The 22,523-nt window shown below is 69.5% G+C and carries 22 protein-coding genes; 6 read left to right on the forward strand and 16 right to left on the reverse strand.

Features of this window, described 5'->3' with window-relative positions; all coding sequences use genetic code 11:
* Nucleotides 1-13 precede the first annotated feature (13 nt).
* Entirely contained in the window at nucleotides 14-388 is a 375-nt protein-coding gene (locus MLE64_RS11930; protein WP_243317939.1) for a RidA family protein, read from the forward strand.
* Here MLE64_RS11930 and MLE64_RS11935 read toward each other — a convergent pair.
* The 5 genes from MLE64_RS11935 to MLE64_RS11955 all read right to left on the reverse strand — a co-directional run bounded on the left by MLE64_RS11935 (nucleotide 385) and on the right by MLE64_RS11955 (nucleotide 4,515).
* Nucleotides 385-1,095 carry a LytR/AlgR family response regulator transcription factor gene (locus tag MLE64_RS11935; RefSeq protein WP_243317940.1) on the reverse strand — a complete coding sequence of 237 codons (711 nt, stop codon included), beginning with the start codon at nucleotides 1,093-1,095 and terminating at the stop codon, nucleotides 385-387. The two genes, MLE64_RS11930 and MLE64_RS11935, sit on opposite strands and share 4 nt — an antisense overlap.
* Nucleotides 1,092-2,237 (reverse strand): sensor histidine kinase, encoded by a 1,146-nt coding sequence (locus MLE64_RS11940; RefSeq protein ID WP_243317941.1) that lies wholly within the window; start codon nucleotides 2,235-2,237, stop codon nucleotides 1,092-1,094. The genes MLE64_RS11935 and MLE64_RS11940 overlap by 4 nt, the downstream gene beginning before the upstream one ends.
* A gap of 24 nt (nucleotides 2,238-2,261) precedes the next feature.
* Complete coding sequence (locus tag MLE64_RS11945; protein ID WP_243317942.1) at nucleotides 2,262-2,777, reverse strand: Spy/CpxP family protein refolding chaperone; 516 nt, start codon at nucleotides 2,775-2,777, stop codon at nucleotides 2,262-2,264.
* 135 nt (nucleotides 2,778-2,912) lie between these two features.
* Nucleotides 2,913-3,893 (reverse strand): PstS family phosphate ABC transporter substrate-binding protein, encoded by a 981-nt coding sequence (locus MLE64_RS11950; protein WP_243317943.1) that lies wholly within the window; start codon nucleotides 3,891-3,893, stop codon nucleotides 2,913-2,915.
* Between the two features lie 148 nt (nucleotides 3,894-4,041).
* Complete coding sequence (locus MLE64_RS11955) at nucleotides 4,042-4,515, reverse strand: hypothetical protein (RefSeq protein ID WP_243317944.1); 474 nt, start codon at nucleotides 4,513-4,515, stop codon at nucleotides 4,042-4,044.
* Here MLE64_RS11955 and MLE64_RS11960 point away from each other — a divergent pair.
* On the forward strand, nucleotides 4,514-4,969 hold the full coding sequence (locus MLE64_RS11960; RefSeq protein ID WP_243317945.1) for an Hpt domain-containing protein: 456 nt from the start codon (nucleotides 4,514-4,516) through the stop codon (nucleotides 4,967-4,969). The genes MLE64_RS11955 and MLE64_RS11960 overlap by 2 nt on opposite strands.
* Nucleotides 4,970-4,972: 3 nt before the next feature.
* Here MLE64_RS11960 and MLE64_RS15835 read toward each other — a convergent pair whose 3' ends face one another.
* The 3 genes from MLE64_RS15835 to MLE64_RS11980 form a co-directional block, all read right to left on the reverse strand.
* The gene (locus MLE64_RS15835; RefSeq protein ID WP_279343070.1) at nucleotides 4,973-5,830 is read right to left on the reverse strand and encodes a transglycosylase SLT domain-containing protein; all 858 of its coding nucleotides are present in this window, start codon (nucleotides 5,828-5,830) and stop codon (nucleotides 4,973-4,975) included.
* Between the two features lie 274 nt (nucleotides 5,831-6,104).
* Entirely contained in the window at nucleotides 6,105-9,518 is a 3,414-nt protein-coding gene (locus MLE64_RS11975; RefSeq protein WP_243317946.1) for a methylmalonyl-CoA mutase family protein, read from the reverse strand.
* A 73-nt stretch (nucleotides 9,519-9,591) separates the two neighbouring features.
* The gene (locus MLE64_RS11980; protein ID WP_243317947.1) at nucleotides 9,592-11,133 is read right to left on the reverse strand and encodes a tetratricopeptide repeat protein; all 1,542 of its coding nucleotides are present in this window, start codon (nucleotides 11,131-11,133) and stop codon (nucleotides 9,592-9,594) included.
* 121 nt (nucleotides 11,134-11,254) lie between these two features.
* On the opposite strand from MLE64_RS11980, the gene MLE64_RS11985 reads away from it, so the two are divergent.
* Nucleotides 11,255-12,460 carry a S1C family serine protease gene (locus tag MLE64_RS11985; RefSeq protein ID WP_243317948.1) on the forward strand — a complete coding sequence of 402 codons (1,206 nt, stop codon included), beginning with the start codon at nucleotides 11,255-11,257 and terminating at the stop codon, nucleotides 12,458-12,460.
* Here MLE64_RS11985 and MLE64_RS11990 read toward each other — a convergent pair.
* The gene (locus tag MLE64_RS11990; RefSeq protein WP_243317949.1) at nucleotides 12,457-13,506 is read right to left on the reverse strand and encodes a hypothetical protein; all 1,050 of its coding nucleotides are present in this window, start codon (nucleotides 13,504-13,506) and stop codon (nucleotides 12,457-12,459) included. The genes MLE64_RS11985 and MLE64_RS11990 overlap by 4 nt on opposite strands.
* A 145-nt stretch (nucleotides 13,507-13,651) precedes the next feature.
* On the opposite strand from MLE64_RS11990, the gene MLE64_RS15840 reads away from it, so the two are divergent.
* The 3 genes from MLE64_RS15840 to MLE64_RS12005 are packed head-to-tail and all read left to right on the forward strand — an operon-like array spanning nucleotide 13,652 to nucleotide 16,619.
* On the forward strand, nucleotides 13,652-15,505 hold the full coding sequence (locus MLE64_RS15840; protein ID WP_279343071.1) for a PKD domain-containing protein: 1,854 nt from the start codon (nucleotides 13,652-13,654) through the stop codon (nucleotides 15,503-15,505).
* A 59-nt stretch (nucleotides 15,506-15,564) separates the two neighbouring features.
* On the forward strand, nucleotides 15,565-15,999 hold the full coding sequence (locus MLE64_RS12000) for a secondary thiamine-phosphate synthase enzyme YjbQ (RefSeq protein WP_243317950.1): 435 nt from the start codon (nucleotides 15,565-15,567) through the stop codon (nucleotides 15,997-15,999).
* Between the two features lie 2 nt (nucleotides 16,000-16,001).
* A complete protein-coding gene (locus MLE64_RS12005; protein WP_243317951.1) occupies nucleotides 16,002-16,619 on the forward strand; it encodes a flavin reductase family protein in 618 nt (205 codons plus the stop codon).
* Here MLE64_RS12005 and MLE64_RS12010 read toward each other — a convergent pair whose 3' ends face one another.
* The 7 genes from MLE64_RS12010 to MLE64_RS12040 form a co-directional block, all read right to left on the reverse strand.
* Complete coding sequence (locus MLE64_RS12010; protein WP_243317952.1) at nucleotides 16,620-17,522, reverse strand: cation diffusion facilitator family transporter; 903 nt, start codon at nucleotides 17,520-17,522, stop codon at nucleotides 16,620-16,622.
* 34 nt (nucleotides 17,523-17,556) lie between these two features.
* Nucleotides 17,557-18,822, reverse strand: coding sequence for a bifunctional folylpolyglutamate synthase/dihydrofolate synthase (locus MLE64_RS12015; RefSeq protein ID WP_243317953.1), 1,266 nt, complete (start codon nucleotides 18,820-18,822; stop codon nucleotides 17,557-17,559).
* A complete protein-coding gene (accD, locus tag MLE64_RS12020) occupies nucleotides 18,786-19,640 on the reverse strand; it encodes an acetyl-CoA carboxylase, carboxyltransferase subunit beta (protein ID WP_243317954.1) in 855 nt (284 codons plus the stop codon). Before accD ends, MLE64_RS12015 begins: the two co-directional genes overlap by 37 nt.
* Nucleotides 19,641-19,648: 8 nt before the next feature.
* Complete coding sequence (locus MLE64_RS12025; RefSeq protein WP_243317955.1) at nucleotides 19,649-20,518, reverse strand: ParB/RepB/Spo0J family partition protein; 870 nt, start codon at nucleotides 20,516-20,518, stop codon at nucleotides 19,649-19,651.
* Entirely contained in the window at nucleotides 20,518-21,297 is a 780-nt protein-coding gene (locus MLE64_RS12030; RefSeq protein ID WP_243317956.1) for a ParA family protein, read from the reverse strand. Before MLE64_RS12030 ends, MLE64_RS12025 begins: the two co-directional genes overlap by 1 nt.
* A 127-nt stretch (nucleotides 21,298-21,424) precedes the next feature.
* Nucleotides 21,425-22,078 (reverse strand): diaminopimelate epimerase, encoded by a 654-nt coding sequence (locus MLE64_RS12035; protein WP_243317957.1) that lies wholly within the window; start codon nucleotides 22,076-22,078, stop codon nucleotides 21,425-21,427.
* Between the two features lie 142 nt (nucleotides 22,079-22,220).
* The gene (locus MLE64_RS12040; protein ID WP_243317958.1) at nucleotides 22,221-22,523 is read right to left on the reverse strand and encodes an FtsB family cell division protein; all 303 of its coding nucleotides are present in this window, start codon (nucleotides 22,521-22,523) and stop codon (nucleotides 22,221-22,223) included.

Genomic DNA, 22,523 nt, shown 5'->3' on the forward strand with positions numbered 1-22,523 from the left:
TCCAGGAGTTCCCATGCGCGCCATCGCCACGCCGAACGCCCCCGCCGCCATCGGCCCCTACAGCCAGGCCCAGATCTCCGGCGGCCACCTGTTCACCTCCGGCCAGATCCCCCTCGTCCCCGAAACCATGGAGATGGTCACCGGCCCCATCGAGGCCCAGGCCGAGCAGGTGCTGAAGAACCTCAGCGCCGTGCTCGCCGCCGCCAATACCGGCTGGGACCGGGTGGTGAAGACCACGGTCTTCCTCGCGGACATGGGCGATTTCGCGGTCTTCAACGCCGCCTACGAGAAGGCCTTGGGCGCCGCCAAGCCCGCCCGCAGCACCGTCGCCGTGGCCGCGCTGCCCCGCGGGGCGAAAGTGGAAATCGAACTGATCGCCGAGGTCTAGCCCAGGCCCAGCCTCGCCTTGAGGGCGGGCGCGGCACCTCGGCTGACCTCCACTTCGGCGCCTCCGGCAAGGCGCACGAGGAGGCGGCCGAAGTCACCGGTGCGGACACCCACCACGGCCTCGGGCCGGATCAGCAGGTGCCGGTGGCCGCGCACCACCCGGGGGCCCAGGGCCGTCTCCGCCTCGGCGAGGGTCTTCCAGGTGGTGCGCAGGCGGTCTCCGGCGTAGGCCCACACGGCCTCTTCCTCGAAGGCGAAGTGCGTGGTCTTGGCCAGGTCCACGAACACCAGCCCGTCCCCCGCGCGCACGGGGAAGCGGAAGGGACCACCCGGACGGGGGTCCTCCCGGTCCAGGCGCGTCCGCAGGCGCTGGAGGGTGGCGCCGAGCCGCTCGGCGGTGACGGGCTTGAGCAGGTAGTCCGCCGCGGCCTGCTCGAAGGCCTTCACGGCGTGCTCCGCGTAGGCAGTCACGAACACCACGGGGAGGTCCCGGGGCAGGTCGGCGGACACGTCCAGACCCGTGAGGCCCGGCATCTGGATGTCCATGAAGAGGGCGTCCACGGCCTCGCCGCGGTCCAGCCAGGTCAGCACGGAGGGGCCGTCCTCGAGCTCGGCGACCACCTCGCAGCCGGCCTCGCGGAGGAGGCGGCTTAGGCGCTTCAGGTTGAAGGGCTCGTCCTCGGCCACGAGCACGCGCAGCGGCTTCACGGCGCCACCTCCAGGTCCAGCTCGGCGATGGTCCAGTCGCCCTCCCGGCGCAGCCGCAGGGCATCCGGACCGGCGCCCAGCAGATCCAGGCGCTCCCGCAGATTCGACAGCCCCACGCCCTTCCCCTCGCCGTCCGGCGCCGGGCCGGTGTTGGCCACGCGGATGTGGAGGCGGGTCCCCTCGCCGCGCACCACGACCTCCAGCTCGCCGCCCCCGACGGCCTTCGACACCCCGTGCTTCAGGGCGTTCTCGACGAGGGGCTGGATCATGAGCGGCGGAACCTCCACGGCATCCAGCCCGGCGGGCCAGTCCCAGCGCTCGCGAAGGCGCCGGCCCAGGCGGATGCGCTCCAGGGCCAAGTGGTGCGCCACGAGGCGCCGCTCGTCGCCCAGGGGCACCCGCAGGCGGGAGCCCTGGTCCAGCAGGGCCCGCAGCAGGTCCGACAGGTTCACGAGGGCGGCCTCGGCGGCCTGCGGATCCTCGCGCACCAGCTCCGTGAGCCCGCTGATGGCGTTGAAGAGCACATGCGGATTCATCTGGCCCTGGAGGGCGCGGGTCTGGGCCTCCTTGGCGGCGCGGCGCGCGGCCGCCTCCTGGAGCTCGGCGCGCTCGCGGTCCGCCAGCACCCAGCCCAGGAGGAGGCCGAAGCATAGGTGGGCCACACCGAGGGCCCAGAAGCGCGGATGGATGGGGAACCCATGTCCTTCGGCGCCCGGCCCCATCATCGAACCGGACATCAGACCGGGGCCCCGTCGGGGGCCGCCGTGTTCCATCATGCCCACGCCCCGGCCAGGCCCAGGCCCAGGCCCCCGGCCCATGGGCATGGGCGAGGCGCCCGTGGCCGCCAGGGCCAGCAGCACGGCGAAGGTGAGGGCCGCCATCCAGGGCAGGGCCTGGACCGCGCCCCGCAGGGGTGAGGCCATGGGCGCCCCGTCGCTGCTCCACTGCCAGGGCAGCGGCGCGAGCACCAGGAAGACCACCACCCACAGGGAGGGCGCCAGCAGATCCAGGAGGTCCGGTCCGGGCCCCCCCAGGAGCAGCCTCGCCCCGTTCCAGGCGAGGCCGAACAGCAGCGCGGCGCCCCAGGTCCGGGGGCGCCGCGTCCGCTGCCAGGTGGCCTGGAAGACCGCAGAAGCGCGCATGGAGCTTCAGGATAATCGGTGGCGCTACTGGGCCATCGGGCAATCGGGATTCATGCCCGGGCCGGCGCCGGGGCCGCGGCCGTGGCGAGGCCCCATGCCCGCGCCGCGCCCCATACCGGAGCCCATGCCGGGACCCATGGGCATCTTCTCGAACTGGGCCTTCTGTTCAGGCGTCAACAGCGGAACGATCTCCTGCCGGACGGCGCGGTGCTCCAGCATCACGGCGAACTGGGCGGCGGAGACCTTCTCGTGCAGGGCCTGGAGGGTCTTGGCATCGGTGGACGCACTGGCCATGGCCTCCCGCAGGGCCTGGTGGGCCGCCTGGGCGGCTTCCACCTTGGCCTGGATGGCCGCCTGGTGGCGCTCATGGATGGCCTTCACCTGAGTCTGCTGGGCCTCGGTGAGGTGGAGGGCCCGGAGGGCCCGACCAGACGCGAAGCCGGGTCCAAATCCAGGGCCCCGGCCCTGCGCGGCGAGGGATGTGCCGAGCACCAGCATGGCGGCGGCGAGCGCGGTGAATCGGAAGGGATGGGAGATCATGGGAAGCTCCTGGAGGCTCGGGGACGGGTCATCCGTCCACACCAGGAGATGCCCCCCGAAGGGGAAAGGTGGAGCCCAGGTTGCGAGCGGCAGAAGAAGGGGGCCGAATCGCAGCTTCGGGGGGTCGAACGGCGCTCAGTTGCTCCGCAGCCGCTTCCGGTAGAGCTGGGCGATCTCGGCGGGCAGCGGGTAGAGGGAGGCCTGCGTCACGGCCGTCTGGCCCTGGCGGGACAGGATGAACTGCAGGAACTCCGAGAGGGCCGGGGCAAGAGCCTTGCCCGGAGCCCGGTTCAGGTAGAAGTAGTAGGTCCGGGACAGGGGGTACTTGCCCGACACCACGTTCTCCTGGGTGGGCGGCACGGGGTCCTTGGCCTGCAGCGGCGTCACCGCCAGCGTCTTGTTCCGCGACAGCCAGTTGGAGAGCGTGGCGATCCCGAGGCCGTTGCCGTCGGTCATCACGGCTTCCGCGATGCTCGGCCAGTCCACCTCGTCATGGACGGTGGTCTTGTACTTGCCCTTCAGGAGCACCAGGTCGCGGATGGCCGAGCGTGAGGCCGTGCCCTCCGCCCGCATGTAGGGGTGGATGGGGCGCTTGGCGTAGTCGCCCCGGATGCCCAGGTCGCCCCAGGTGTCCACGGCCGAGTCCTTGTGGTAGCCAGCGTTTCGGGTGGTGGAGAAGGCGGCGTCGAGCTGGTCCATCCCGATGTCCTTGATGGGGTTGCCGGCGTTCACGAAGACGATGAAGGCGTCGTAGCAGACCACCAGCTTGGTGGGCGCGTAGCCGAACTTCTTCTCGAAGGCCTGGTGTTCGTCGAGGGTGAGCTCCCGGGCCATGTGGATCATGGGGACCGTGCCATCCATCAGCGCCTTCACGGCGGTGGTGGACAAGCCGTTGACGACCCGGAACTGCGCCATGGGCTGCACCGCCCGGAACCCGGTCTTCCACTCCTCCCAGACGTCGGTCAGGGAGTCGGCCCCGATGCTTTCGATGGTCGCGTTCACGTTCTGGGTCGCGGCGTAGGAGGGCAGGCCGGGATCCAGCTTGGAGGCGTGCTGGACCACGCCCTGGCCGAGGAGCAGGGTGCTGGTGGCGATGGCGAGCAAGAATGGGCGCACGGAAACTCCTGCCTAATGCAAGCGCGGAAATCATGAGGAAGCGGACTTGTAGGATCCTTACAAGATCCCGGAAAGTTCCAGCTTACTGTATTTCATGATTATTCTTTTTGGCTTTTTACCAGGCCGGGCCGGGACCACAGACCGGGAATCACCCTTCCTCGGTTTCCCCGATGTCCTCCTCGATGCCCTCCCACCGCCGGTGGGCCTGGAAGGCGGGATCCTCCAGGCGGGTCATGAACTCCGCCATTCGGGGGCCCCAGGTCGAACCGGACACGTAGCCCTCGGGCGCGTGGGGCAGCAGGTCCGCCGGGGCCTCCTCCAGGCAGAGCTGGGTGAGGATCAGGCTCTGGCGATAGCTCTCCCCCACCGGGGTGAGGTTGGCAGCCAGGGTCTCCAGCACCTCCGCCAGGGGGGCGTCCTCGGCCAGTCCTTCGAGCTCCGCCTCCAGGAGCGCCACAGTCTTCAGCCGCGCCGCGAGAAGCTTGAGGTGCAGGCGCTCCAGGTCGCGCCGGGCCGCCCCCCGGGCCAGGGCGTGGGCCGCGTCCTCCAGGTGGGGATGCAGCTTGCGGAACAGCAGGGACAGGGCGGTTTCCGCCGCGGACATGGGGACGGCTTCGGTCATGACCCCAGCCTACTACCGCCGCTTCCGGACGCATCCCATTGGACGGATGGGCCTCCCCTGGTTCAGCATGAGGGCAGGAGTTCCCGTGGCCCTATCGGACCTGCTCGATCTGACGACGCTCCAGAACCTGGTGGAGCTGGACGATGGCCAGCACGGGCTGGTGGTCGAGATGATTGGCATCTTCCGGGACGACACCCAGGGGCGCATCGAAGACATCCTCGCGGCCGCGGGCCAGGACGATGCCGAGGCCTTCTCCCGGGCCTCCCACGCCCTCAAGGGCGGCGCCGGCGCCCTGGGCGCCAAGGCGCTCCGGGCCCTGGCGGCGGACCTGGAAGCTCTGGGCCGCAAGGGCTCCGTGGAGGCCGGCCCCGATCTGCGCCCCCGCCTGGAAGCCCTGTTCCAGGAGAGCCTCGCGGCCCTGGAGGCCTATGTGCGCGAGGGCCAGGCCAAGTAGGGTTCAGGGCTCGCCGAAGGACTTCACGCCGACCGTGCCCTTGGGCGGCGGCTGATCGCTGATCTGCACCCGGCCCGTGGCGTCGGTCCACTGGTAGATGCGCGTGGCGGCCCGCTGCTGGACCGTGGGTTCAGGCACGGTCTTCTCCTCATCCACCTTGAACCCGCCGCGCCCCTTCTTGAGCAGGGCCATGCTGCCCGCCAGCTTCGGATCGGGCTGGACGGCCTTGCGCTGGTAGAGGTCCAGCACCTTGGGCACGTAGGCCCGGGTCTCGCGGAAGGGGGGGATGCCCTTGTAGCGGTTCACGGCGCCCTCGCCGGCGTTGTAGGCCGCCACCACCTTGTTCAGGTCGCCCTCGTAGTAGCCGTGGAGCCACTTCAGGTACTTCACGCCGCCACTGATGTTCTGGCGGGGATCGAAGGGGTCGAGCACGCCGAAGCGCTCGGCCGTGGAGGGCATGAGCTGCATGAGCCCCAGGGCCCCGGCCTTCGACCGGGCCTTGTAGTTGAAGGCGCTCTCCGCCTGGATGATGGCCCGGGCCAGGTGGATGTCCACGCCCTCGGCCTGGGCGATCTCGTCCACCAGCGCGATGAGCTCAGGGCTCCGGAGCGCCTTCGCCATCTCCGCGGAGGTCACCGCGAGGCGCACCTTGCCCACGCCCACATGCTTGAGCACCAGCCCCTGGCTCTTGACGTAGCTGGGCGGCAGGTTGTTGATCACCAGCCGGCCCTGCTTGTCGTAGTAGGTGTAGAGGTAGGTGACGCCCGGCTTCGCTGCCCTGGAAGCCTTCGGCATCCCGGCGCCGAGCATCAGGGCAGGCACCAGGGCGGCGAAGGGGAGGATGAGGACCGGGCGGACCATCGAACTCCATGATACGTGCACGGAGTTTTCCAGGCCCGCTTGGCCGTCCGTGGCATAGCCTCCTCGTGGGATCCCGACTTCGCAGGCTGCCCCGCGTGGTGGCCAACCCGGTTGCTATGCTCAGCCCGATGGGTGCCCGGCTCGGAACGCGGCACTGCCACGCCCCTCGCCACCCGTCTGGGCTTCGCCCCCACGGTCGCGTGGCATAAGCTCCGCGCCGGGTCCCGGCTTCGCGGAGGACATCAAGTCCTCCGCTTCGCCACCCGGCGGTCGCTTACATATTCCTCCGGTACTGCCCGCCCACCTCGTAGAGGGCGCTGCTGATCTGGCCGAGGCTGCAGACCTTGGCGGCGTCGAGCAGGGCCAGGAAGAGGTTGCCGCGGGCCTGGGCGACCTCCTTCAGGCGGGCCAGGGCCGCGGGCGCGCGGTCGGCGTTGCGGGCGTGGAAGGCCTCCAGGTTCCGGATCTGCTGCTGCTTCTCCGCCTCGGTGCTGCGGATCAGCTCGGGCGCGCCCAGCTCGGCGGGCTTGGGGTTCAGGAAGGTGTTCACGCCCACGATGGGCAGCTCCCCGCTGTGCTTGAGGTGCTCGTAGTGCATGGATTCTTCCTGGATCTTGCCGCGCTGGTACATGGTCTCCATGGCGCCCAGCACGCCGCCGCGGTCCGCGATGCGGCGGAACTCCGCCAGCACGGCCTCCTCCACCAGCTCCGTGAGCTGCTCGATGAGGAAGGAGCCCTGGAGCGGGTTCTCGTTCTTCGCCTCGCCCAGCTCCCGGTTGATGATGAGCTGGATGGCGATGGCCCGGCGAACGCTCTCCTCCGTGGGCGTGGTGATGGCCTCGTCGTAGGCGTTGGTGTGCAGGCTGTTGCAGTTGTCGTAGATGGCGTAGAGAGCCTGCAGCGTGGTGCGGATGTCGTTGAAGTCGATCTCCTGCGCGTGGAGGGACCGGCCCGAGGTCTGGATGTGGTACTTCAGCTTCTGGCTGCGGTCGTTGGCGCCGTACTTCTCCTTCATGGCCACGGCCCAGATGCGGCGCGCCACGCGGCCGATGACGCTGTACTCGGGATCCAGGCCGTTGCTGAAGAAGAAGCTGAGGTTCGGCGCGAAGTCGTCGATGTGCATGCCGCGCGAGAGGTAGTACTCGACGAAGGTGAAGCCGTTGGCCAGGGTGAAGGCCAGCTGGCTGATGGGGTTTGCCCCGGCCTCGGCGATGTGATAGCCGCTGATGCTCACGGAGTAGAAGTTGCGGATCTTCTCTTCGATGAAGGTCTGCTGGATGTCGCCCATGACCTTGAGGCTGAATTCCGTGCTGAAGATGCAGGTGTTCTGGGCCTGGTCCTCCTTGAGGATGTCGGCCTGCACCGTGCCGCGCACGGTCTGGAGGGCCTCGGTCCGCAGCTTGGCGTAGACCTCGGGCGGCAGCACCTCGTCGGCGGTGGCGCCCAGGAGCGCCAGGCCCAGTCCGTCGTTGCCCTCGGGCAGCGCCTCGCCATAGCGCGGACGGGTCATGCCCTTGGCCGCGTACATCGCGTCGATCTTCTTCTGGGCCTCGTCGAGCTTCCCGTGCTCCTTCAGCCAGGCCTCGGCCCGCTGGTCGATGGCGGCGTTGAGGAAGAAGGCCAGCATGGTGGGCGCGGGCCCGTTGATGGTCATGCTCACGCTGGTGGTGGGGCAGAGCAGGTCGAAGCCGGAATAGAGCTTCTTGGCGTCGTCCACGGTGCAGACGGAGACGCCGCTGTTGCCGATCTTGCCGTAGATGTCGGGGCGGACGTGGGGGTCCTCGCCGTAGAGAGTGACGCTGTCGAAGGCGGTGCTCAGGCGCACGGCGGGCTGGCCTTTGCTCACGTAGTGGAAGCGCTTGTTGGTGCGCTCGGGTGTGCCTTCGCCGGCGAACATGCGGGTGGGGTCCTCGCCCACGCGCTTGTACTCGAAGACGCCCGCCGTGTACGGGAAGCGGCCCGGCAGGTTCTCCAGCAGCTGCCAGCGCAACAGCTCGCCCCAGCCCGAGAAGGGCGGCAGGGCCACCTTGGGCACCATGGAGCCACTGAGAGAGACGGTGTAGTTCTGGGTCCGGATCTCCTTGCCACGCACCACGTAGACGTTCTCAGGCTCGGTGTAGCTGCGCTTCAGCTCGGCCCAGTCGTGGATGAGGCGGCGGCTCTCGGCGTGCAGCTCGCCCAGGTGCTCCTGGTAGCGCTGGCGCAGCACCAGGATGGCCGTGCCCTGGTCCCCCTCACCGGCCTCCGTGAGGCGGGCCGCGTCGTAGAAGCCGCCCGCGGGCGGCACCTTGTCGCCCAGGGCCAAGAGGCTGGTCCAGAGGGCGTGGGCCAACTCGGCGGTCTCGGCCTGCCGCCGGGCCCAGGCCTTGAAGCCCTGGACGGCATCCGCGATTTCGGCCAGGTAGCGGACCCGCTCGGGCGGGATGATGGCGGCCCGGCGGGGGCTCCCGGGCTCGGCCTCCAGCGTCGGGGCCCAGGCCACACCCGTCTTCGCCGCCAGGGCCTTCACCAGGTTCACGAAGAGCCAGTTGGTGGCGGGGTCGTTGAACTGGCTGGCGCAGGTGGCGTAGACCGGCATGTCGTCGGCGGGCTCGCTGAAGCGCTTGTGCGCCCGCTGGTACTGCTTCCGCACGTCCCGCAGGGCGTCCTCGGCCCCGCGCTTGTCGGCCTTGTTCAGCACGACGAGGTCCGCGAAGTCCAGCATGTCGATCTTCTCGAGCTGGCTGGCGGCGCCGTATTCCGGCGTCATCACGTACATGGACAGATCCACCAGGTCCGCGATCTCACTGTCGCTCTGGCCGATGCCCGCGGTCTCCACGATGACCAGGTCGTAGCCCTCGGCCTTGGCGGCGGCGATGCTGGCCACCAAGGCCTCGCTGGTGGCGCGGTGGGCCGCGCCGCGGGTGGCCAGGCTGCGCATGAAGACCCGGTCCCGGAGCTGGGGATGATAGAGCGAGTTCATGCGGATGCGGTCGCCCAGCAGGGCGCCGCCGGTCTTGCGCTTGGTCGGGTCCACGCTGAGAACCGCGACGCGATTCTCGGGGAAATCCACCAGGAAGCGGCGGAGCAGCTCGTCAATGAGGGAAGATTTGCCGGCACCGCCGGTGCCGGTGATGCCGAGGACGGGCACCTTCTTCGCAGGCGCTTCGAACCTGCCCGCGGCGCCCGCCTCGACCTCGGTGATCTTCCGCGCCAGGGGTAGCGCCGCGGGCTTGGCCTGCGGATCGAAGTCGCAGCGCGCCACCATGTCGTCAATCATGCCTTGGAGACCCATGTGGCGGCCGTCCTCGGGGCTGTAGATGCGGGCCACGCCGTAGGCCTCCAGCTCGCGGATCTCCTCGGGGACGATCACGCCACCGCCGCCGCCGAAGACCTGGATGTGGCCGGCGCCCCGCTCCCGGAGCAGGTCCACCATGTACTTGAAGAACTCGACGTGGCCGCCCTGGTAGCTGGAGAGGGCGATGCCCTGGGCATCCTCCTGGATGGCCGTCTCCACGATGTCCTGCACGGAGCGGTTGTGGCCCAGGTGGATCACCTCGCAGCCCGTGGCCTGGATGATGCGCCGCATGATGTTGATGGCCGCGTCGTGCCCGTCGAAGAGGCTGGCGGCCGTGACGAACCGGATCTTGTGCTTGGGCGTATAGCCCTCCGTCGCATGGGCGGCATCGGGCGTGGCGATTGTGGACATGGATCCCCCCATCGGGCGAACCCCCAGTCTACCCGGGCCCTGCGCCCCTCTCGAAGGGCTGTTCACCTGGAGGTCAGTTGTCCTCGAGCAGGCCGATGGGGAAGCGGTCCTCCATGAGGCTCTGCCGCTCCTTCAGGTGCTGCATGAGGGCCTTCCACTTGGGCAGGCCGCGCAGGGGCTCCAGCATGGGGCTGCGCTCGTACCAGGCCGTGCAGCCGAAGCCCCGCGCGAAGGCCCGTCCCGCCATGTCCATGGCGCTGGCCCGATCGCCGATCAGGGCATAGGCCTCCGCCAGCCGGAGGGTGAACTCCCCATCGGGCTCGCGCATGCCGATGCGCTCCTGGTCGTACTCCCGCAGCCGCTTCCAGGCCTCGTCCTTGTGGCCTTCCAGGATCAGGTCGTAGATCTGGCTCAGGCGGCGGATGTTCGGGTAGCCGTTGGCCAGGGTGCCCGCCGTCTTGAACTCCCGCTGGGCCTTCGCCTGGTCCCCCAGCACCAGGGCCAGGTAGCCCCGGTAGAAGGGCAGCACGCCGGAGGTGCTGCGCAGGTGGCCCGGCTGCTCCTGGAGACTGGCCTCGAAGCGCTGGATCTCCCCGGTGTAGAGGCAGGTGATGTCCACGGCCTGGGGCTGGAGATGCGCGAAGGCCAGCCGGTCCCGGAGGTCCATGGCGCGCCGCGCCAGGGGCAGGAGTCCGGCCCCCCGGGCCGCATAGGCGATGCCGGTGAGCAGCGTGGGGTTGTAGGGTTGCCGGCGTCGCGCCTGCATCAGCAGGTCCAGGGCCTCGCCCTGGTCGCCGCCGTCCGTCTTCAGCAGCGACAGCAGGAAGAGGCCCCGGGGATGGTAGGGGGCCAGGTCCAGCCCGCGCTGGATGAGGTTCTCCGTCTCCGCCTGCTCCTGGCGGAAGGCCGCCGGGTTGTTCAACATGCGCCGGTAGCGGAGGTTGCCGATGAGGATCCAGGTGCTGGCGCAGGACGGCTCCGTCGCGGCGGACCGCTCCGCCAGCGCCAGGGCCTCGTCCAGGTGCTCGTTCCTGAGGCGCCAGGCGCCAGCCTGGATCAGGTCCCAGAAGCTCGCGGGCTGCCGGGGAACCAGCGGGGAGGCCGAAGGCACGCGGATGCGCTTCGGGAAGCCACCCAGGAAGGCTTCGAAGGCCTCCGCAGGCTTCAATGGCGGTGCCTGGACGCGCTTCCAGGACGGGGGCGTCCCCTTCCTCAGGCCATCCCCCCAGACATAGCGATAGGAAAGCGCCAGCGCCTCTCCCTGCCGGGACGGCTGCAGCTCCACCACCAGGGTCTGGGCCTGGGTGCGGAGGTCCTCCAGATCCGCGGGCAGCTCCGTCACGCTGGTGACGGCCGCCTGCCCGAAGGCCTCCAGGTGATCCTGCACCAGGGCCCCGATGGCCCGGCAGGAGGCCGGGTCGAGGCCCGCGCCCAGTCCCTCGCCCGAGCCGGCGCTTGGCCCCGGGGACGGCGTGATCAAGAGCACGCGGAGGGGGCTGCGGAGGCCCCGGGCGGCCAGCCACCAGGCCAAGCCCCCTCCGGCGCCGAGGACGGCAAGGAACAGCAGGCCCAGGACCAGGGCTGGGCGGCGGGGATGGAAGGCGGATTCACGCATCGGGTCATTCAAGGTTACGGGTTTTTCATGATCCCCCAAAGGAGGAAGGTGGCTTGGCAAAGCCCGAGTACCCGGTTGGCCCCACCTCCCCGCAAGGCCGCATAATCTCCGAGGAGCCGCCATGAACCTCAGCCCCCGCCGCCTCCTATCGGTCCTGGCCACCCTTGTGGCCTGCCTCGCGGCCACCCTCGCGGCTTGGCCCCTCATGGCCCAACCGGCGGCCCAGGCACCCAGCGAGGAGGCCACCATCCAGCGCTTCCGCGCCCACGCGGCCCCCCGCGCCGTCGCGAAGCGCCCCCCCCTCAGCGCCGAGGAGCGGAACACCATCCAGCGCTTCAAGGAGACCAAGCCCAGCGTGGTCTATGTCTCCGCCATCGCCCCCGTCCAGGACCTGCGGACTCGTGACATCACCAAGATCCCCACGGGCACGGGCACCGGCTTCGTGTGGGACGAGTGGGGCCACGTGGTCACCAACCACCACGTCATCACCGTGGAAGACCAGGGCAAGCGGATCGGCGACGTGAACGAGGTGGAGGTCACCCTCGCGGACGGCAAGACCTACAAGGGCCGGGTCATCGGCACCAGCTTCGCCTATGACATCTCCGTCCTGCAGGTCTTCGCGCCCCTCAGCGCCATGCGGCCCGTCCCCATCGGGCGCAGCTCCGACCTCCAGGTGGGCCAGTCCGTCTCGGCCATCGGCAACCCCTTCGGCCTGGATCACACCCTCACCCGGGGCGTCATCTCCGCCCTGGGCCGGGAGATCGGCACGGGCTACAACACCCACATTCTGAACGTCATCCAGACGGACGCCGCGGTGAATCCCGGCAACTCCGGCGGCCCCCTCCTGGACAGTGCCGGGCGCCTGGTGGGCATGAACACCGCCATCGCCGCCGCCACGGGCGCCTCCGTGGGCATCGGCTTCGCCATCCCCGTGGACACCCTGAACCGGGTGGTGCCCCTGCTGATCGCGAAGGGCCGGCTGGAGCCTCCCCGCATGGGCTTCGAGACCCTGGGAAGCTACGAGGCCCAGCAGATCTTCGGCATCACGCGCGGACTGGTCGTCAAGGTGGTGGATCCGGATTCGCCGGCCGGCCGGGCCGGCCTCCGCGCCCTCGAAGTGGATGCGTCGGGCCGCGTCAAGACCATGGGCGACATCCTCCTGGGCTACCAGGGGAGGCAGATCGAGAACGAAGGCCAGTTCATGGCCATGCTCGAGCTCGAGTCCCCCGCCGACGAGGTGGTGTTCGACGTCCTGCGCGATGGGCGGGTCATCAAAGTGAAGCTGAACCTCAAGGCTCCAAAGAAGAAGGAGCCCACGAGCATCTAGTGGTGGTGCGGTTCCGGCGTGGCCGGGGGCGGCACTGAACCTTTGGCCGGGCGAGCCTTGGGGTCGAGGTAGTGCAGGGGCACCTGGAGGGGTTCGTCCAGGTTCGAGCAGTGGATCAGCAGCAGGGCTTCCGGCACCGTCCCCGTGCGCCGGATCCGCAGGACCTGGCGTGCGGCCTCGGGCCCGGGCGCATCCAGCACCTGGAAGCCCCGCCCCTGGATCTCCGTCTTCAGGATGCGGAAGGGCTTCCCGTCCCGGGCGCGGAGATCCAGGGCCAGGAGCGTGTTCTTCGGCTCCGTGAACACCACGCGCGAAGGCTCGGGCACCACGGGCAGGGCGATGCGCCAGTCCAGGTAGAGGGTGAAGAGGGGCTGCTTCGGCGCGTTGGTGGCCACCTTCAGCACCTCCAGGCCTGCCGTGACGCCGGGCTTCAGGCGCCGGGGCCGCAGGGTCAGCCGTAGGTCCTCCCCCCCATCCCCGGGCATCAGCTCCGCGTCGAGGTAGGGAGCCACCTCCGAGGCCAGCACCAGCTTCAGCGGATCGCCCCCTTCGCGGCGGAAGCGGAAGTCCAGCTCGGGGCTCTCGTGGGGGGCCACGCCGCCGAAGCTCTTGCGCTCGGCGTCCACCGTCACCTCGGGCCGCACCATCATGTCGTAGCGCAGGATGTAATTGGGCTGGCCCGGATCGTCGGTGCCCAGGCGCAAGGCCCCCTTGATGGGCCCCACCAAACCGGTGGGGTCCACCTTCACCTTCACCAGGCGGACCTCGCCGGGTTGCAGGGGCGCCGCCAGTTGCGCCTCGTCCAGGCTGAGCCCCAGCGACAGGTCCAGCACGCGCAGGTGGAAGGGCCGGTCATGGAGGCTCTTGATGCCGTAGGCCGCCTCGCGGATCTCGCGCGGCCCCACGCTGCCCAGGTGGACCGGGAAGGGGGTGGTGAGCTCGATGCGGGCGGGTGGGACCAGATCCTGTTTGGCTGGCGCAGGGTCCGGCTTGGCCGGCGCCGGAGGCGTCTGCATCAGAAGGAGGAGGGCGGGAAGGAGCAGCATGTGGGGTCCGGGAAAGGTCACTCCAGTGTGCCGCGAGGCCGGCGGAGCGCCTGGATGTTAATTGTTGTTAAGTGCATCAAATACACCTCGCGGTCACAGGCGGTCTGGGTGGAATGGGAGGGAACCCTTTCTTCCCGAGGTGACCATGCGTGTCTTCCACGTCCTCTTGAGCCTGGCCCTGGCCGTGGCGCTCGGGGCCCAGACCCCCAAGAAGATCCTGTTCGACCACACCCGCCACGAAGAGGCCGGCACCTCCGCCGAGTGGGTGATCTGCTCAGTCAGCGAGCCCGATCCGAGCCCGGCGGCCCCCGTCTCCGAAACGGACTGGAACGGCGGCATCAGCGCCTGGGCCTTCGACCTCTACAAGGCCGGCTACAAGGTCCAGTCCCTGCCCCCGGCGGGGCGCGTGACCTACGGGGACGCCACCAACGCCCAGGACCTCTCCAACTACGCCGTCTACGTCATCCCCGAGCCCTACCTGCTGTTCACGGCGGCGGAGAAGCAGGCCATCCTCAGCTTCGTCCAGAACGGGGGCGGGCTCTTCATCGTCTGCAACCACCCGGGCGCCATCCGCTACAGCGGCACCGGTGGCACGGACGCCTACACCGTGTTCAACGACCTGGTGGCCGTGAACGGCGGCAACCCCTACGGCTTCACCTTCGTGCCCGGCCATGGTCCCGGTGACACCCTGGCCAACACCACCAGCACCGCCTTCGCCACCGGCACCAGTCCCGCCGAGCAGGCCATCATCCACGGCGCCTACGGCGGCCTGGGCCTGATGGACTTCCACTCCTACTCGTACCTGAACTTCAACACCGCCCAGAACCCGAACGTGAAGGAGATCCTCCACACCCAGATCAGCGGGGACACGGGCTCCTTCATCGTGACCTGCACCGTGGGATCGGGCCGCGTGGTGGCCATCAGCGACAGCTCCCCCTCGGACGACGGCACCACCACCACCGCCGGCAAGTCCCTCCACACCAGCTACTCCATCAACAGCAACCGGGCTTTCTACCTCAACGCCACCACCTACCTGGCCGGTGACGCCGGTCCCGAGGCCCCCATGCCCGTGGTGGGCATCACCTCCCCCGCCGGCAACGTGACGATCACGGCCGGCGGCTCCGTCAGCTTCCAGGGCAGCGCCACCATCTCGGACGGCAGCGCGCTGACCTACAGCTGGTCCTTCGGCGACGGGGGCACCGCCGCCGTGCTGGGGCCCGTCAGCCACACCTATGCGTCGGCGGGCACCTACACCGCCACCTTCACGGCCACCAGCAACCAGGGCAAGTCCGCCTCCGCCAGCCGCACCATCACGGTGACCCCGGCCTCCTACGCCATCACGGCCAGCGCCGGGACCGGCGGCACCATCAGCCCCACGGGCACCGTCACCGTGGCCTCCGGCGGCAGCCAGACCTTCACCATCAGCCCCTCCGCGGGCTACGTCATCAGCAGCGTCACGGTGGACGGCGTGAACCAGGGCGCCCTGGGTTCCTACACCTTCAGCAACGTCACGGCCGCCCACACCATCGCCGCCGCCTTCGCCGCCAGCGCCGGCAGCAGCCTGAAGGAGACCTTCGACACCGGCACCAAGACCGCCTATGCCGTGGGGAGCGTCACCCTCTCCACCGGCTCCTGGACCCTGGATGACGCCCTCCTGGGCAACACCACCTCGGACCCGAAGGTGGGCGCCCAGAGCGTGCGCACCCGCAACAGCGGCAAGGTGACGATGAACTTCAACTTCGCCACGGGCGCCAAGACCGTCTCCGTGAAACACGCCAAGTACGGCACCGACGCCAGCTCGACGTGGGGCCTCTGGTACTCCACCAACAGCGGCTCCACCTGGATCCAGGCCGGAAGCAGCGTGACCACCACCTCCACCACCCTGGCCACGGCCAGCTTCACCGTGAACGTCACGGGCGCCATCCGCTTCCAGATCCGCAAGACCGACGGATCCGCCAACCGGGTGAACTTCGACGACTTCCTGATCGTCGGCTACTGATCCACCCGCGTTCCAGGAACCCCGGGCCCCGGCCCGGGGTTTTTCGTTATGCTTCGCCCATGAAGAGCCATCGGAAGGTCCTCACCCTCCACTTGCCCGGCCGCACCGGCTTCGTGAACATCACGGCCGAAGTGGCCGCCGCGGTCCGGGAAAGCGGCGTGCGGGAGGGCCTCTGCCTGGTGAACTCCATGCACATCACCTCCAGCGTCTTCATCAACGACGAGGAGTCTGGCCTCAAGCAGGACTACCTCCGCTGGCTGGAGAAGCTGGCCCCCTTCAACGCCGGCAGCGACCCCGCGACCGGAGGCTACCTCCACAACCGCACGGGCGAGGACAACGGCGACGCCCACCACAAGCGGCAGATCATGGGCCGCGAGGTGGTGGTGGCCATCACCGGCGGCCAGCTCGACTTCGGCACCTGGGAGCAGATCTTCTACGGCGAGTTCGACGGCCGCCGGGACAAGCGCATCCTCATCAAGATCATCGGGGAGTGACCATGATCAGCCGCGACCTCGCCTCCCTCCCCAGGCGCGATGCCTACCGCATCCTCTCCAGCCTGGTGATCCCCCGCCCCATCGCCTGGATCACGACGGTGGACGAGGCGGGCCGGGTGAACCTGGCTCCCTTCAGCAGCTTCATGGGCATCTTTGGGCCGCCCATGCTGGCCTTCACCGTGAGCCGCCGCCGGGACGGCTCCCTGAAGGACACCCAGCGCAACCTGAAGGCGAACGGCCAGGCGGTGGTCCACCTGGCGGACCTGCCCCTGCTGGGGCCCCTCCACGCCAGCGGTGCCGAGGTGGAACCGGACATCAGCGAGGTGGCTCGCCTGGGTCTGGCCACGGAGACCTCCCTCCTGGTGGCCCCGCCCCGCCTGAGGGATGCCCCGGTCGCCCTGGAGTGCCGGCTGAACCGGGAGCTGGACCTGGGGCCCACCACCACCCTGGTTCTGCTGGACGTGGTGATGGCCCACGCCGCGGAGCGCATCTGGAATGCCGAGCACGACTGCGCCGACGCCAGCCTCTGGACGCCCGTCGTCCGGCTGGCCTCCGTGGTGGGGCCCAACTACGGCGCCCTGGGGGAGACCTTCAGCCTCGGCCCCTCCGAGCTGCCCTGATCAGGCCTCGTCCGGCTCCACGAACAGGTGCTGGATCTGGGGGAAGCGCTGGTGGAGGTCCCGCTCCAGGGCATTGATGGCCGCCACCAGGGCCGCCCCGCTGGGCTGGTCGTGGAACTTCACCTTCAGGGCCACCATGAGCCGGTCGCTGCCCACCACGACGGCCACGAGGCCCAGCACCTGGTCCACGGCGGGCGCTTCCTCCACGGCGCTGCGGAGGGCGGCGCGCAGGGCCAGGGGCGGCGCCTCGTTCATGAGCAGGCTCGCCACCTCGACGCCCACGAAGAGGGCCACGGCGATGAGGAGGAGCCCGATGGCCACGCTGCCGACGCCGTCCCACACGCCATTGCCCGTGGTCATCGTGAGCAGCACGGCCGCCAGGGCGATCACCAGGCCCACGAGGGCCGCGATGTCCTCCGCCATCACCACCACGAGCTCCGTGCGGCTGGACTGGCGCAGGTAGCGGACCATGGACCGACCGCGGCGTTCCGGTTCGGCCGCGCGGAGGGCGCCGCGCAGGGAGGCACCCTCCAGGAGGATGGCGAAGACCAGCAGGGCCACGGCCCAGCCCAGGTGGTGGGGCTGCTCGGGATGGCGGATCTTGTGGATCCCCTCCACCAGGGAATAGAGGCCGCCCACGCTGAAGAGCAGCAGGGCCACCAGGAAGCTGGCCACGAAGGCCGCCTGGCCATGGCCCAGGGGATGCTTCGGCCCCGCGGGCCGGGTGCCTTGGCGCAATCCGATGAAGAGCAGCACCTGGTTCGCGCAGTCGGCGGTCGAGTGGATGGCTTCGGTGAGGAGGCTGGAGCTGCCGGTCAGCAGGAACACGCCGAACTTGGAGACGGCGATGCCTCCGTTGGCCGCGAGGGCCAGGGCGATGGCGCGGGTGGATCCGGTGGACATGGATCCAGCATAGGGCCGGACCAGGAGGCACGGTTCAGAAGGCCCGGATATCCAGCTCCCGCAGGAGGTCGCCCAGGAGGTAGAGGGAGCCTGTCACCAGGCGGGGAGCTTCCGCGGGCCCCCGCAGCCTCTCCGCCGCTTCCCGCAGGTCGAGCATGGGGGCCTCGAGACCCCAGGCCTCCCGGAGGGCCTCGGCCTTCGCGTAGCGGGGCGCCTCCCCCTGGAGGAAGGTGACGGACAGGGGGCGCATGCGCTTCATCTCCCGGGCGACACCGGCCAGGTCCTTGTCGCCCATGGCGCCGAAGAAGAGGTGGGGGCGCACGCCGCAGGCCAGGGCATGGTCCGCCAGGACCCGGGCGCCATCCGGGTTGTGGGCGCCGTCCATCCACACGCCCTGGAGCCCCGGCGGGGCCCAGAGCCGGCCGGGCCAGCGGGTGGCCGCCACACCTTCCCAGAGCCGGTCCTCGGGCACGGGAAAACCCAGTCCGCGCAGCTGATGGATCGCCTCGAAGGCCGTGGCCAGGTTGTCCAGCTGGTGCAGGCCCGCCAGTCCCACCCGTTGGCCCGTCACGCGGGAGTGGTCCCAGCGGATGTCCGCCGGGCCCAGGCGCGTGGCCGGGCAGAGCACCGGCTCGCAGGGCAGCAGGGGGCGGATCCACGCCGGATCCAAGGTCGGCCCCAGCACCAGGGGCCGGCCGTCCCGGGCCGTGCAGAGCTTCTCCCGGGCGATGGCCTCTCGCGTGTCCCCCAGGTACTGCTGATGATCCAGGCTCACGCTGGTGAGGACCGTGAGGATGGGATTCGTGGCGTTGGTGGCGTCCCAGCGCCCACCCATACCCACCTCCAGGATCGCCACCTCCACGCCGGTCATGCGGAAGGCGGAGAGGGCCGCCGTGATCATCAATTCAAAGTAGGTGGCGTTCACGCCGGTGCGGGCCTCGGAATCGAAGGCCTCGCCCAGCAGCAGCTCCAGGGCCCCTTCGCCGATGGGCTCCCCATCCACCCAGATCCGCTCGGTGACGTCCACCAGGTGGGGCGAGGTGGTCCACCCCACCACGAAGCCCGCGGCCTTCAGCATGTGGGCGAGGAAGGCCCCGGTGCTGCCCTTGCCGTTGGTGCCGGCGATGAGGATGACGGGGAAGTTCGCGTCGGGGCGGCCCAGCCCGTCGAGCAGGGCGTGGATGTTCTCCAGGCCGCACTTGATCCCCATGTGGCCGCGCGCCTGGAGGCGCGGGATGAAGACGAGTTCGAGACCTTCGCGCATCAGTCCCTGGGCGAGGGCGTCATCCAGGCCAGGCATGCGGCGATGAAGTCCTTGAGGTGGTCGCGCGTGACGACCTTGTCCACCATGCCGTGGGTCTGGAGGAACTCCGAGCGCTGGAAGCCTTCCGGCAGGCTCTGCTTGATGGTCTGCTCGATGACGCGGGGCCCGGCGAACCCGATGAGGGCCTTGGGCTCGGCGATGTTCAGGTCGCCCAGCATGGCGTAGCTGGCGCTCACGCCGCCGGTGGTGGGATCCGTCAGGATGCTCAGGTAAGGCAGGCCCGCCTTGTCCAGCTTGGCCAGGGCCGCACTGACCTTGGCCATCTGCATCAGCGACAGGGTGCCCTCCTGCATGCGGGCCCCACCGCTGCAGCTGACGATGAGGTAGGGGCACTGCTTCGCCAGGGCCCGCTCGGCGCCCAGGCGCAGCTTCTCGCCCACCACGCTGCCCATGCTGGCGGCCAGGAAGTCGAAGTTCATGATGGCCGTCACCACGGGCTGGCCGGACAGGGTGCCCTCCACCACCACTACGGCATCCTCGGTCTCACCTGCCTGCTCCAACTTCTTCAGCTGGTCCTTGTAGCTCTTGGTGGAGACGAACCCGAGGGGATCGCCGCTCTTCAGGTCACTGAACAGCGTGGTCCAGCCTTCGTCCAGGAGGTTCTCGAGCCGCTCCGCCACGCCGATGCGGAAGTGGTAGCCGCACTTAGGACAGACGTTATGGGTGTTGACCAGCTCCTTGCGGTAGATCAGCTCCTTGCAGGCCTCGCACTTGATCCAGAGGCCTTCGGGCACCCGGACGGTCTTTTCTTCGACGGCGGTCTTCTGCTGACGCTTCTTCACGAACCAGGACATGACGACTCCTACCGGCCCTTGACCGGACCTTGCTTGAGGGCCTCGAAGAGCCGATCCAGCTCGGCTTCGCTGCCGTAGTGCATGACCAGGGTGCCCGTCTTGCCCTTGGCCTTGATCTCGATGCGGGTGCCCCAGGACTGGGTCAGCTCCTCCGCGGCGGCCTTGATGAACAGCTCCTGGGGATGCTTCTTCTTCCCCCCCTTGGCCTTGGCCTGCTTCTGGAGCTGCTGGATGCGGGCCTCCAGGGCGCGGACGCTGAGCTGCTGCGCCACCACCTCGTGGGCGAGTTGCTCCTGCATCCGGGGATCGGGCACGCCCAGCAGCACCTTGGCGTGCCCGGTGCTGAGGCGGCCGTGGGCCACATCCGCCTTCAGCTCGGCGGGCAGCCGCAGCAGGCGCAGGGTGTTGGCCACCTGGGGACGGGACTTGCCCACGCGGTCGGCCACCTGCTCCTGGGTGAGGCGCAGGTGCTCGCCCAGCTGCCAGTAGGCCGTGGCCTCCTCGATGGGGTTCAGCTCCTGGCGCTGGATGTTCTCCACCAGGGCGAACTCCAGGAGACGGTCGTCCGGGACCTCCTTGATGACCACCGGGGCCATGGCGAGCCCGGCCAGGCGCGCGGCCCGCCACCGGCGCTCGCCGGCGATGATCTCGAACTGCTCGCCCACCTTGCGCACGACGATGGGCTGGACCATGCCGTGCTGCTTGAGGCTCTCCGCCAACTCGGCCAGGGCCGCCTCGTCGAAGTGCGTGCGGGGCTGGGCCCGGTTGGGCACCAGCTTGCCCAGGGGCAGCTCCCGCTGGTTGGCATCCTCGGGGGCCATCTGGCTCATGAGCGAGGTCAGTCCGCGGCCCAGGGCCGGACGCTTCAGCTGGGTCATCAGGCTTCCCTCCTCGCGGGCATCTCCAGTCCCAACCACTCCTTGGCGAGGTTGAGGTAGGCCTGGGCACCCTTGGAGCGCAGGTCATAGAAGGCCACGGGCTTGCCGTGGCTGGGCGCCTCGGCGAGCCGGATGTTGCGGGGGATCACGGTTTCGAACACCTTGCCCGGGAAGGCATGGCGGACTTCGCTCGCCACGGCGGCACCCAGGTTGGTGCGCTCCTCGGCCATGGTGAGCAGGATGCCGCCCAGCTGCAGGTTGGGGTTCGGGCCCGCCTGGATGCGGCGAAGCGTCTCCGTCAGCTCCGCGAGCCCGTCCAGCGCGAAGAACTCGCAGGGCATGGGCACGATGACCTCGTCCGCGGCGCTGAGGGCATTGAGGGTGATCATGCCGAGGCTGGGGGGCGGATCGATCAGGATGTAGTCGAAGCGGTCCATGAGCGGGGCCAGGCCCTGCTTCAGCACCTGGAGCTGGGGCAGCTCGAAGAGCTCGAACTCCAGCTGCGCGAGGTCCTTGCCCGCGGGGATGACCTGCATCATCGGGACTTCGGTGCTCAGCACCAGGGCCTCGGCGGGCGCGCCCTTCATCAGCGCGTAGGCGCCGGCCCGATGGTCGGGCTTCGGGAAGCCGAGCCCCGTGGTGCTGTGGCCCTGGGGATCGAAATCCACCAGCAGCACCATCTTCTCCATCATGGCGAGGGACGCGGCGAGGTTGATGGCCGTGGTGGTCTTGCCCACCCCGCCCTTCTGGTTCGCGAGAGCCACCACCCGGGCGCGCATCAGGCGGCCCTCATCGTCGCGCAGGCGCTGGTCAAACCACGCATCTCGGCATCCCCTCGGGTGTGGAACACGCCAGTCTAGCAGGTCGGGTTCCACGGCCAAGAGAGCCCAGAAGAGCCTTGGGGGTTCAAGGGTGGAGCGAGGGATCGGGCTGCACGTGCCCCAGCCGCCGCACCGGGCCGGAAAGCCACAAGTCCCGCCAGCCACCACCTGCCTCGGGAAGGAAGGTCACGGTGACGTCCTCTCCGCTGGCCGTGCGCAGCCGCCAGGCGTGAGGTCCGCCGTCGCGCGCCAGCCAGACCGCGGCGACGGCGCACCCGGTCCCGCAGCAGAGGGTCTCCCCTTCGACGCCGCGTTCCCAGGAACGGATCCTCGCTTCGCCGGGGGCGATCACCTCGACCACGTTCACATTCGTGCCGCCGGGCAGCCCGGCATGGTGGCGCAGCGGTGGGGCGTAGTCGCGAAGGTCCAGGGCCGCGACCGAGGGCACCTCGAGCACCAGCTGGGGATTGCCGATCCAGCCGAAGCCCGCGGGATGGGGCGTCGGCATGGGGACCTCGCGAAGCGCGAAGCCCTCGCCCTCGGGCATGCGGATGCCGACACCCTCCTCGCGACCCTGCCGGAGGAGGATGCGCTCGCCGCTGGAGATGGCTTCGACCAGGGGCCCATCCGGGGCCCCAGGAACCGCCAGGGCCGCCCTGCTACCATTGGAACAAAAGGACTTGGATCCGTCGGTATCCCAGTGCTCCAGAACCCAGGGACCCGTTCCGGGCCTTTGCATCAAAAAAAGGCCATCTAAACCGAACCCCGCCCCCCGTGGACAAAGGATTTTGGTCCAATCCGAGCCGCTGTAACCTTTAGCCTCCTCTTCCCAGAGGTAGCCAAAGACGTTGCCGGCCGCGGAGGCGAGGAAGAGGTCCAACCTACTTCCCGCGGTTTCCGAAGGTGTAGACCGTCTCGCCGGGGCGCGCGTAGCCCTGGCGCCGCGCCAGGGCCTCCATCAGCTCGGGGTCCTTCGCGGCGAGACGCTGGACCTCCTCGAGCAGCTCGCGGTTGCGCTTGTTGAGCTCCAGCAGCCGGGTGCGGGTCGCCGCCAGCTCGGCCTCCTGCTTCCGCAGCTCAGGCAGCCCCCCCTGGGAGAAGAGCAGCGCCATGAGGGACAGGAAGGCCGAGGCCCCGAACACGCCCCACAGGGTGGAGGACTTCAGGAGCCAGTTGGCGTTCAT

The organism is Geothrix paludis (genome assembly GCF_022808815.1).
Taxonomy (GTDB): Bacteria; Acidobacteriota; Holophagae; order Holophagales; family Holophagaceae; genus Geothrix; species Geothrix paludis.

What these genes read in the sequence shown, in the direction of transcription:
- MLE64_RS11985 (WP_243317948.1), top strand. Translation starts at nt 11,255, where the DNA reads ATGAACCTCAGCCCCCGCCGCCTCCTATCGGTCCTGGCCACCCTTGTG.
- MLE64_RS12010 (WP_243317952.1), bottom strand. Translation starts at nt 17,522, where the DNA reads ATGTCCACCGGATCCACCCGCGCCATCGCCCTGGCCCTCGCGGCCAAC.
- MLE64_RS12040 (WP_243317958.1), bottom strand. Translation starts at nt 22,523, where the DNA reads ATGAACGCCAACTGGCTCCTGAAGTCCTCCACCCTGTGGGGCGTGTTC.
- MLE64_RS11980 (WP_243317947.1), bottom strand. Translation starts at nt 11,133, where the DNA reads ATGCGTGAATCCGCCTTCCATCCCCGCCGCCCAGCCCTGGTCCTGGGC.
- accD (WP_243317954.1), bottom strand. Translation starts at nt 19,640, where the DNA reads ATGTCCTGGTTCGTGAAGAAGCGTCAGCAGAAGACCGCCGTCGAAGAA.
- MLE64_RS12025 (WP_243317955.1), bottom strand. Translation starts at nt 20,518, where the DNA reads ATGACCCAGCTGAAGCGTCCGGCCCTGGGCCGCGGACTGACCTCGCTC.
- MLE64_RS15835 (WP_279343070.1), bottom strand. Translation starts at nt 5,830, where the DNA reads ATGGTCCGCCCGGTCCTCATCCTCCCCTTCGCCGCCCTGGTGCCTGCC.
- MLE64_RS12035 (WP_243317957.1), bottom strand. Translation starts at nt 22,078, where the DNA reads ATGCAAAGGCCCGGAACGGGTCCCTGGGTTCTGGAGCACTGGGATACC.
- MLE64_RS11975 (WP_243317946.1), bottom strand. Translation starts at nt 9,518, where the DNA reads ATGTCCACAATCGCCACGCCCGATGCCGCCCATGCGACGGAGGGCTAT.
- MLE64_RS11945 (WP_243317942.1), bottom strand. Translation starts at nt 2,777, where the DNA reads ATGATCTCCCATCCCTTCCGATTCACCGCGCTCGCCGCCGCCATGCTG.
- MLE64_RS12015 (WP_243317953.1), bottom strand. Translation starts at nt 18,822, where the DNA reads ATGCCTGGCCTGGATGACGCCCTCGCCCAGGGACTGATGCGCGAAGGT.
- MLE64_RS12005 (WP_243317951.1), top strand. Translation starts at nt 16,002, where the DNA reads ATGATCAGCCGCGACCTCGCCTCCCTCCCCAGGCGCGATGCCTACCGC.
- MLE64_RS11930 (WP_243317939.1), top strand. Translation starts at nt 14, where the DNA reads ATGCGCGCCATCGCCACGCCGAACGCCCCCGCCGCCATCGGCCCCTAC.
- MLE64_RS12030 (WP_243317956.1), bottom strand. Translation starts at nt 21,297, where the DNA reads ATGCGCGCCCGGGTGGTGGCTCTCGCGAACCAGAAGGGCGGGGTGGGC.
- MLE64_RS12000 (WP_243317950.1), top strand. Translation starts at nt 15,565, where the DNA reads ATGAAGAGCCATCGGAAGGTCCTCACCCTCCACTTGCCCGGCCGCACC.
- MLE64_RS11955 (WP_243317944.1), bottom strand. Translation starts at nt 4,515, where the DNA reads ATGACCGAAGCCGTCCCCATGTCCGCGGCGGAAACCGCCCTGTCCCTG.
- MLE64_RS15840 (WP_279343071.1), top strand. Translation starts at nt 13,652, where the DNA reads ATGCGTGTCTTCCACGTCCTCTTGAGCCTGGCCCTGGCCGTGGCGCTC.
- MLE64_RS11960 (WP_243317945.1), top strand. Translation starts at nt 4,514, where the DNA reads ATGACCCCAGCCTACTACCGCCGCTTCCGGACGCATCCCATTGGACGG.
- MLE64_RS11940 (WP_243317941.1), bottom strand. Translation starts at nt 2,237, where the DNA reads ATGCGCGCTTCTGCGGTCTTCCAGGCCACCTGGCAGCGGACGCGGCGC.
- MLE64_RS11990 (WP_243317949.1), bottom strand. Translation starts at nt 13,506, where the DNA reads ATGCTGCTCCTTCCCGCCCTCCTCCTTCTGATGCAGACGCCTCCGGCG.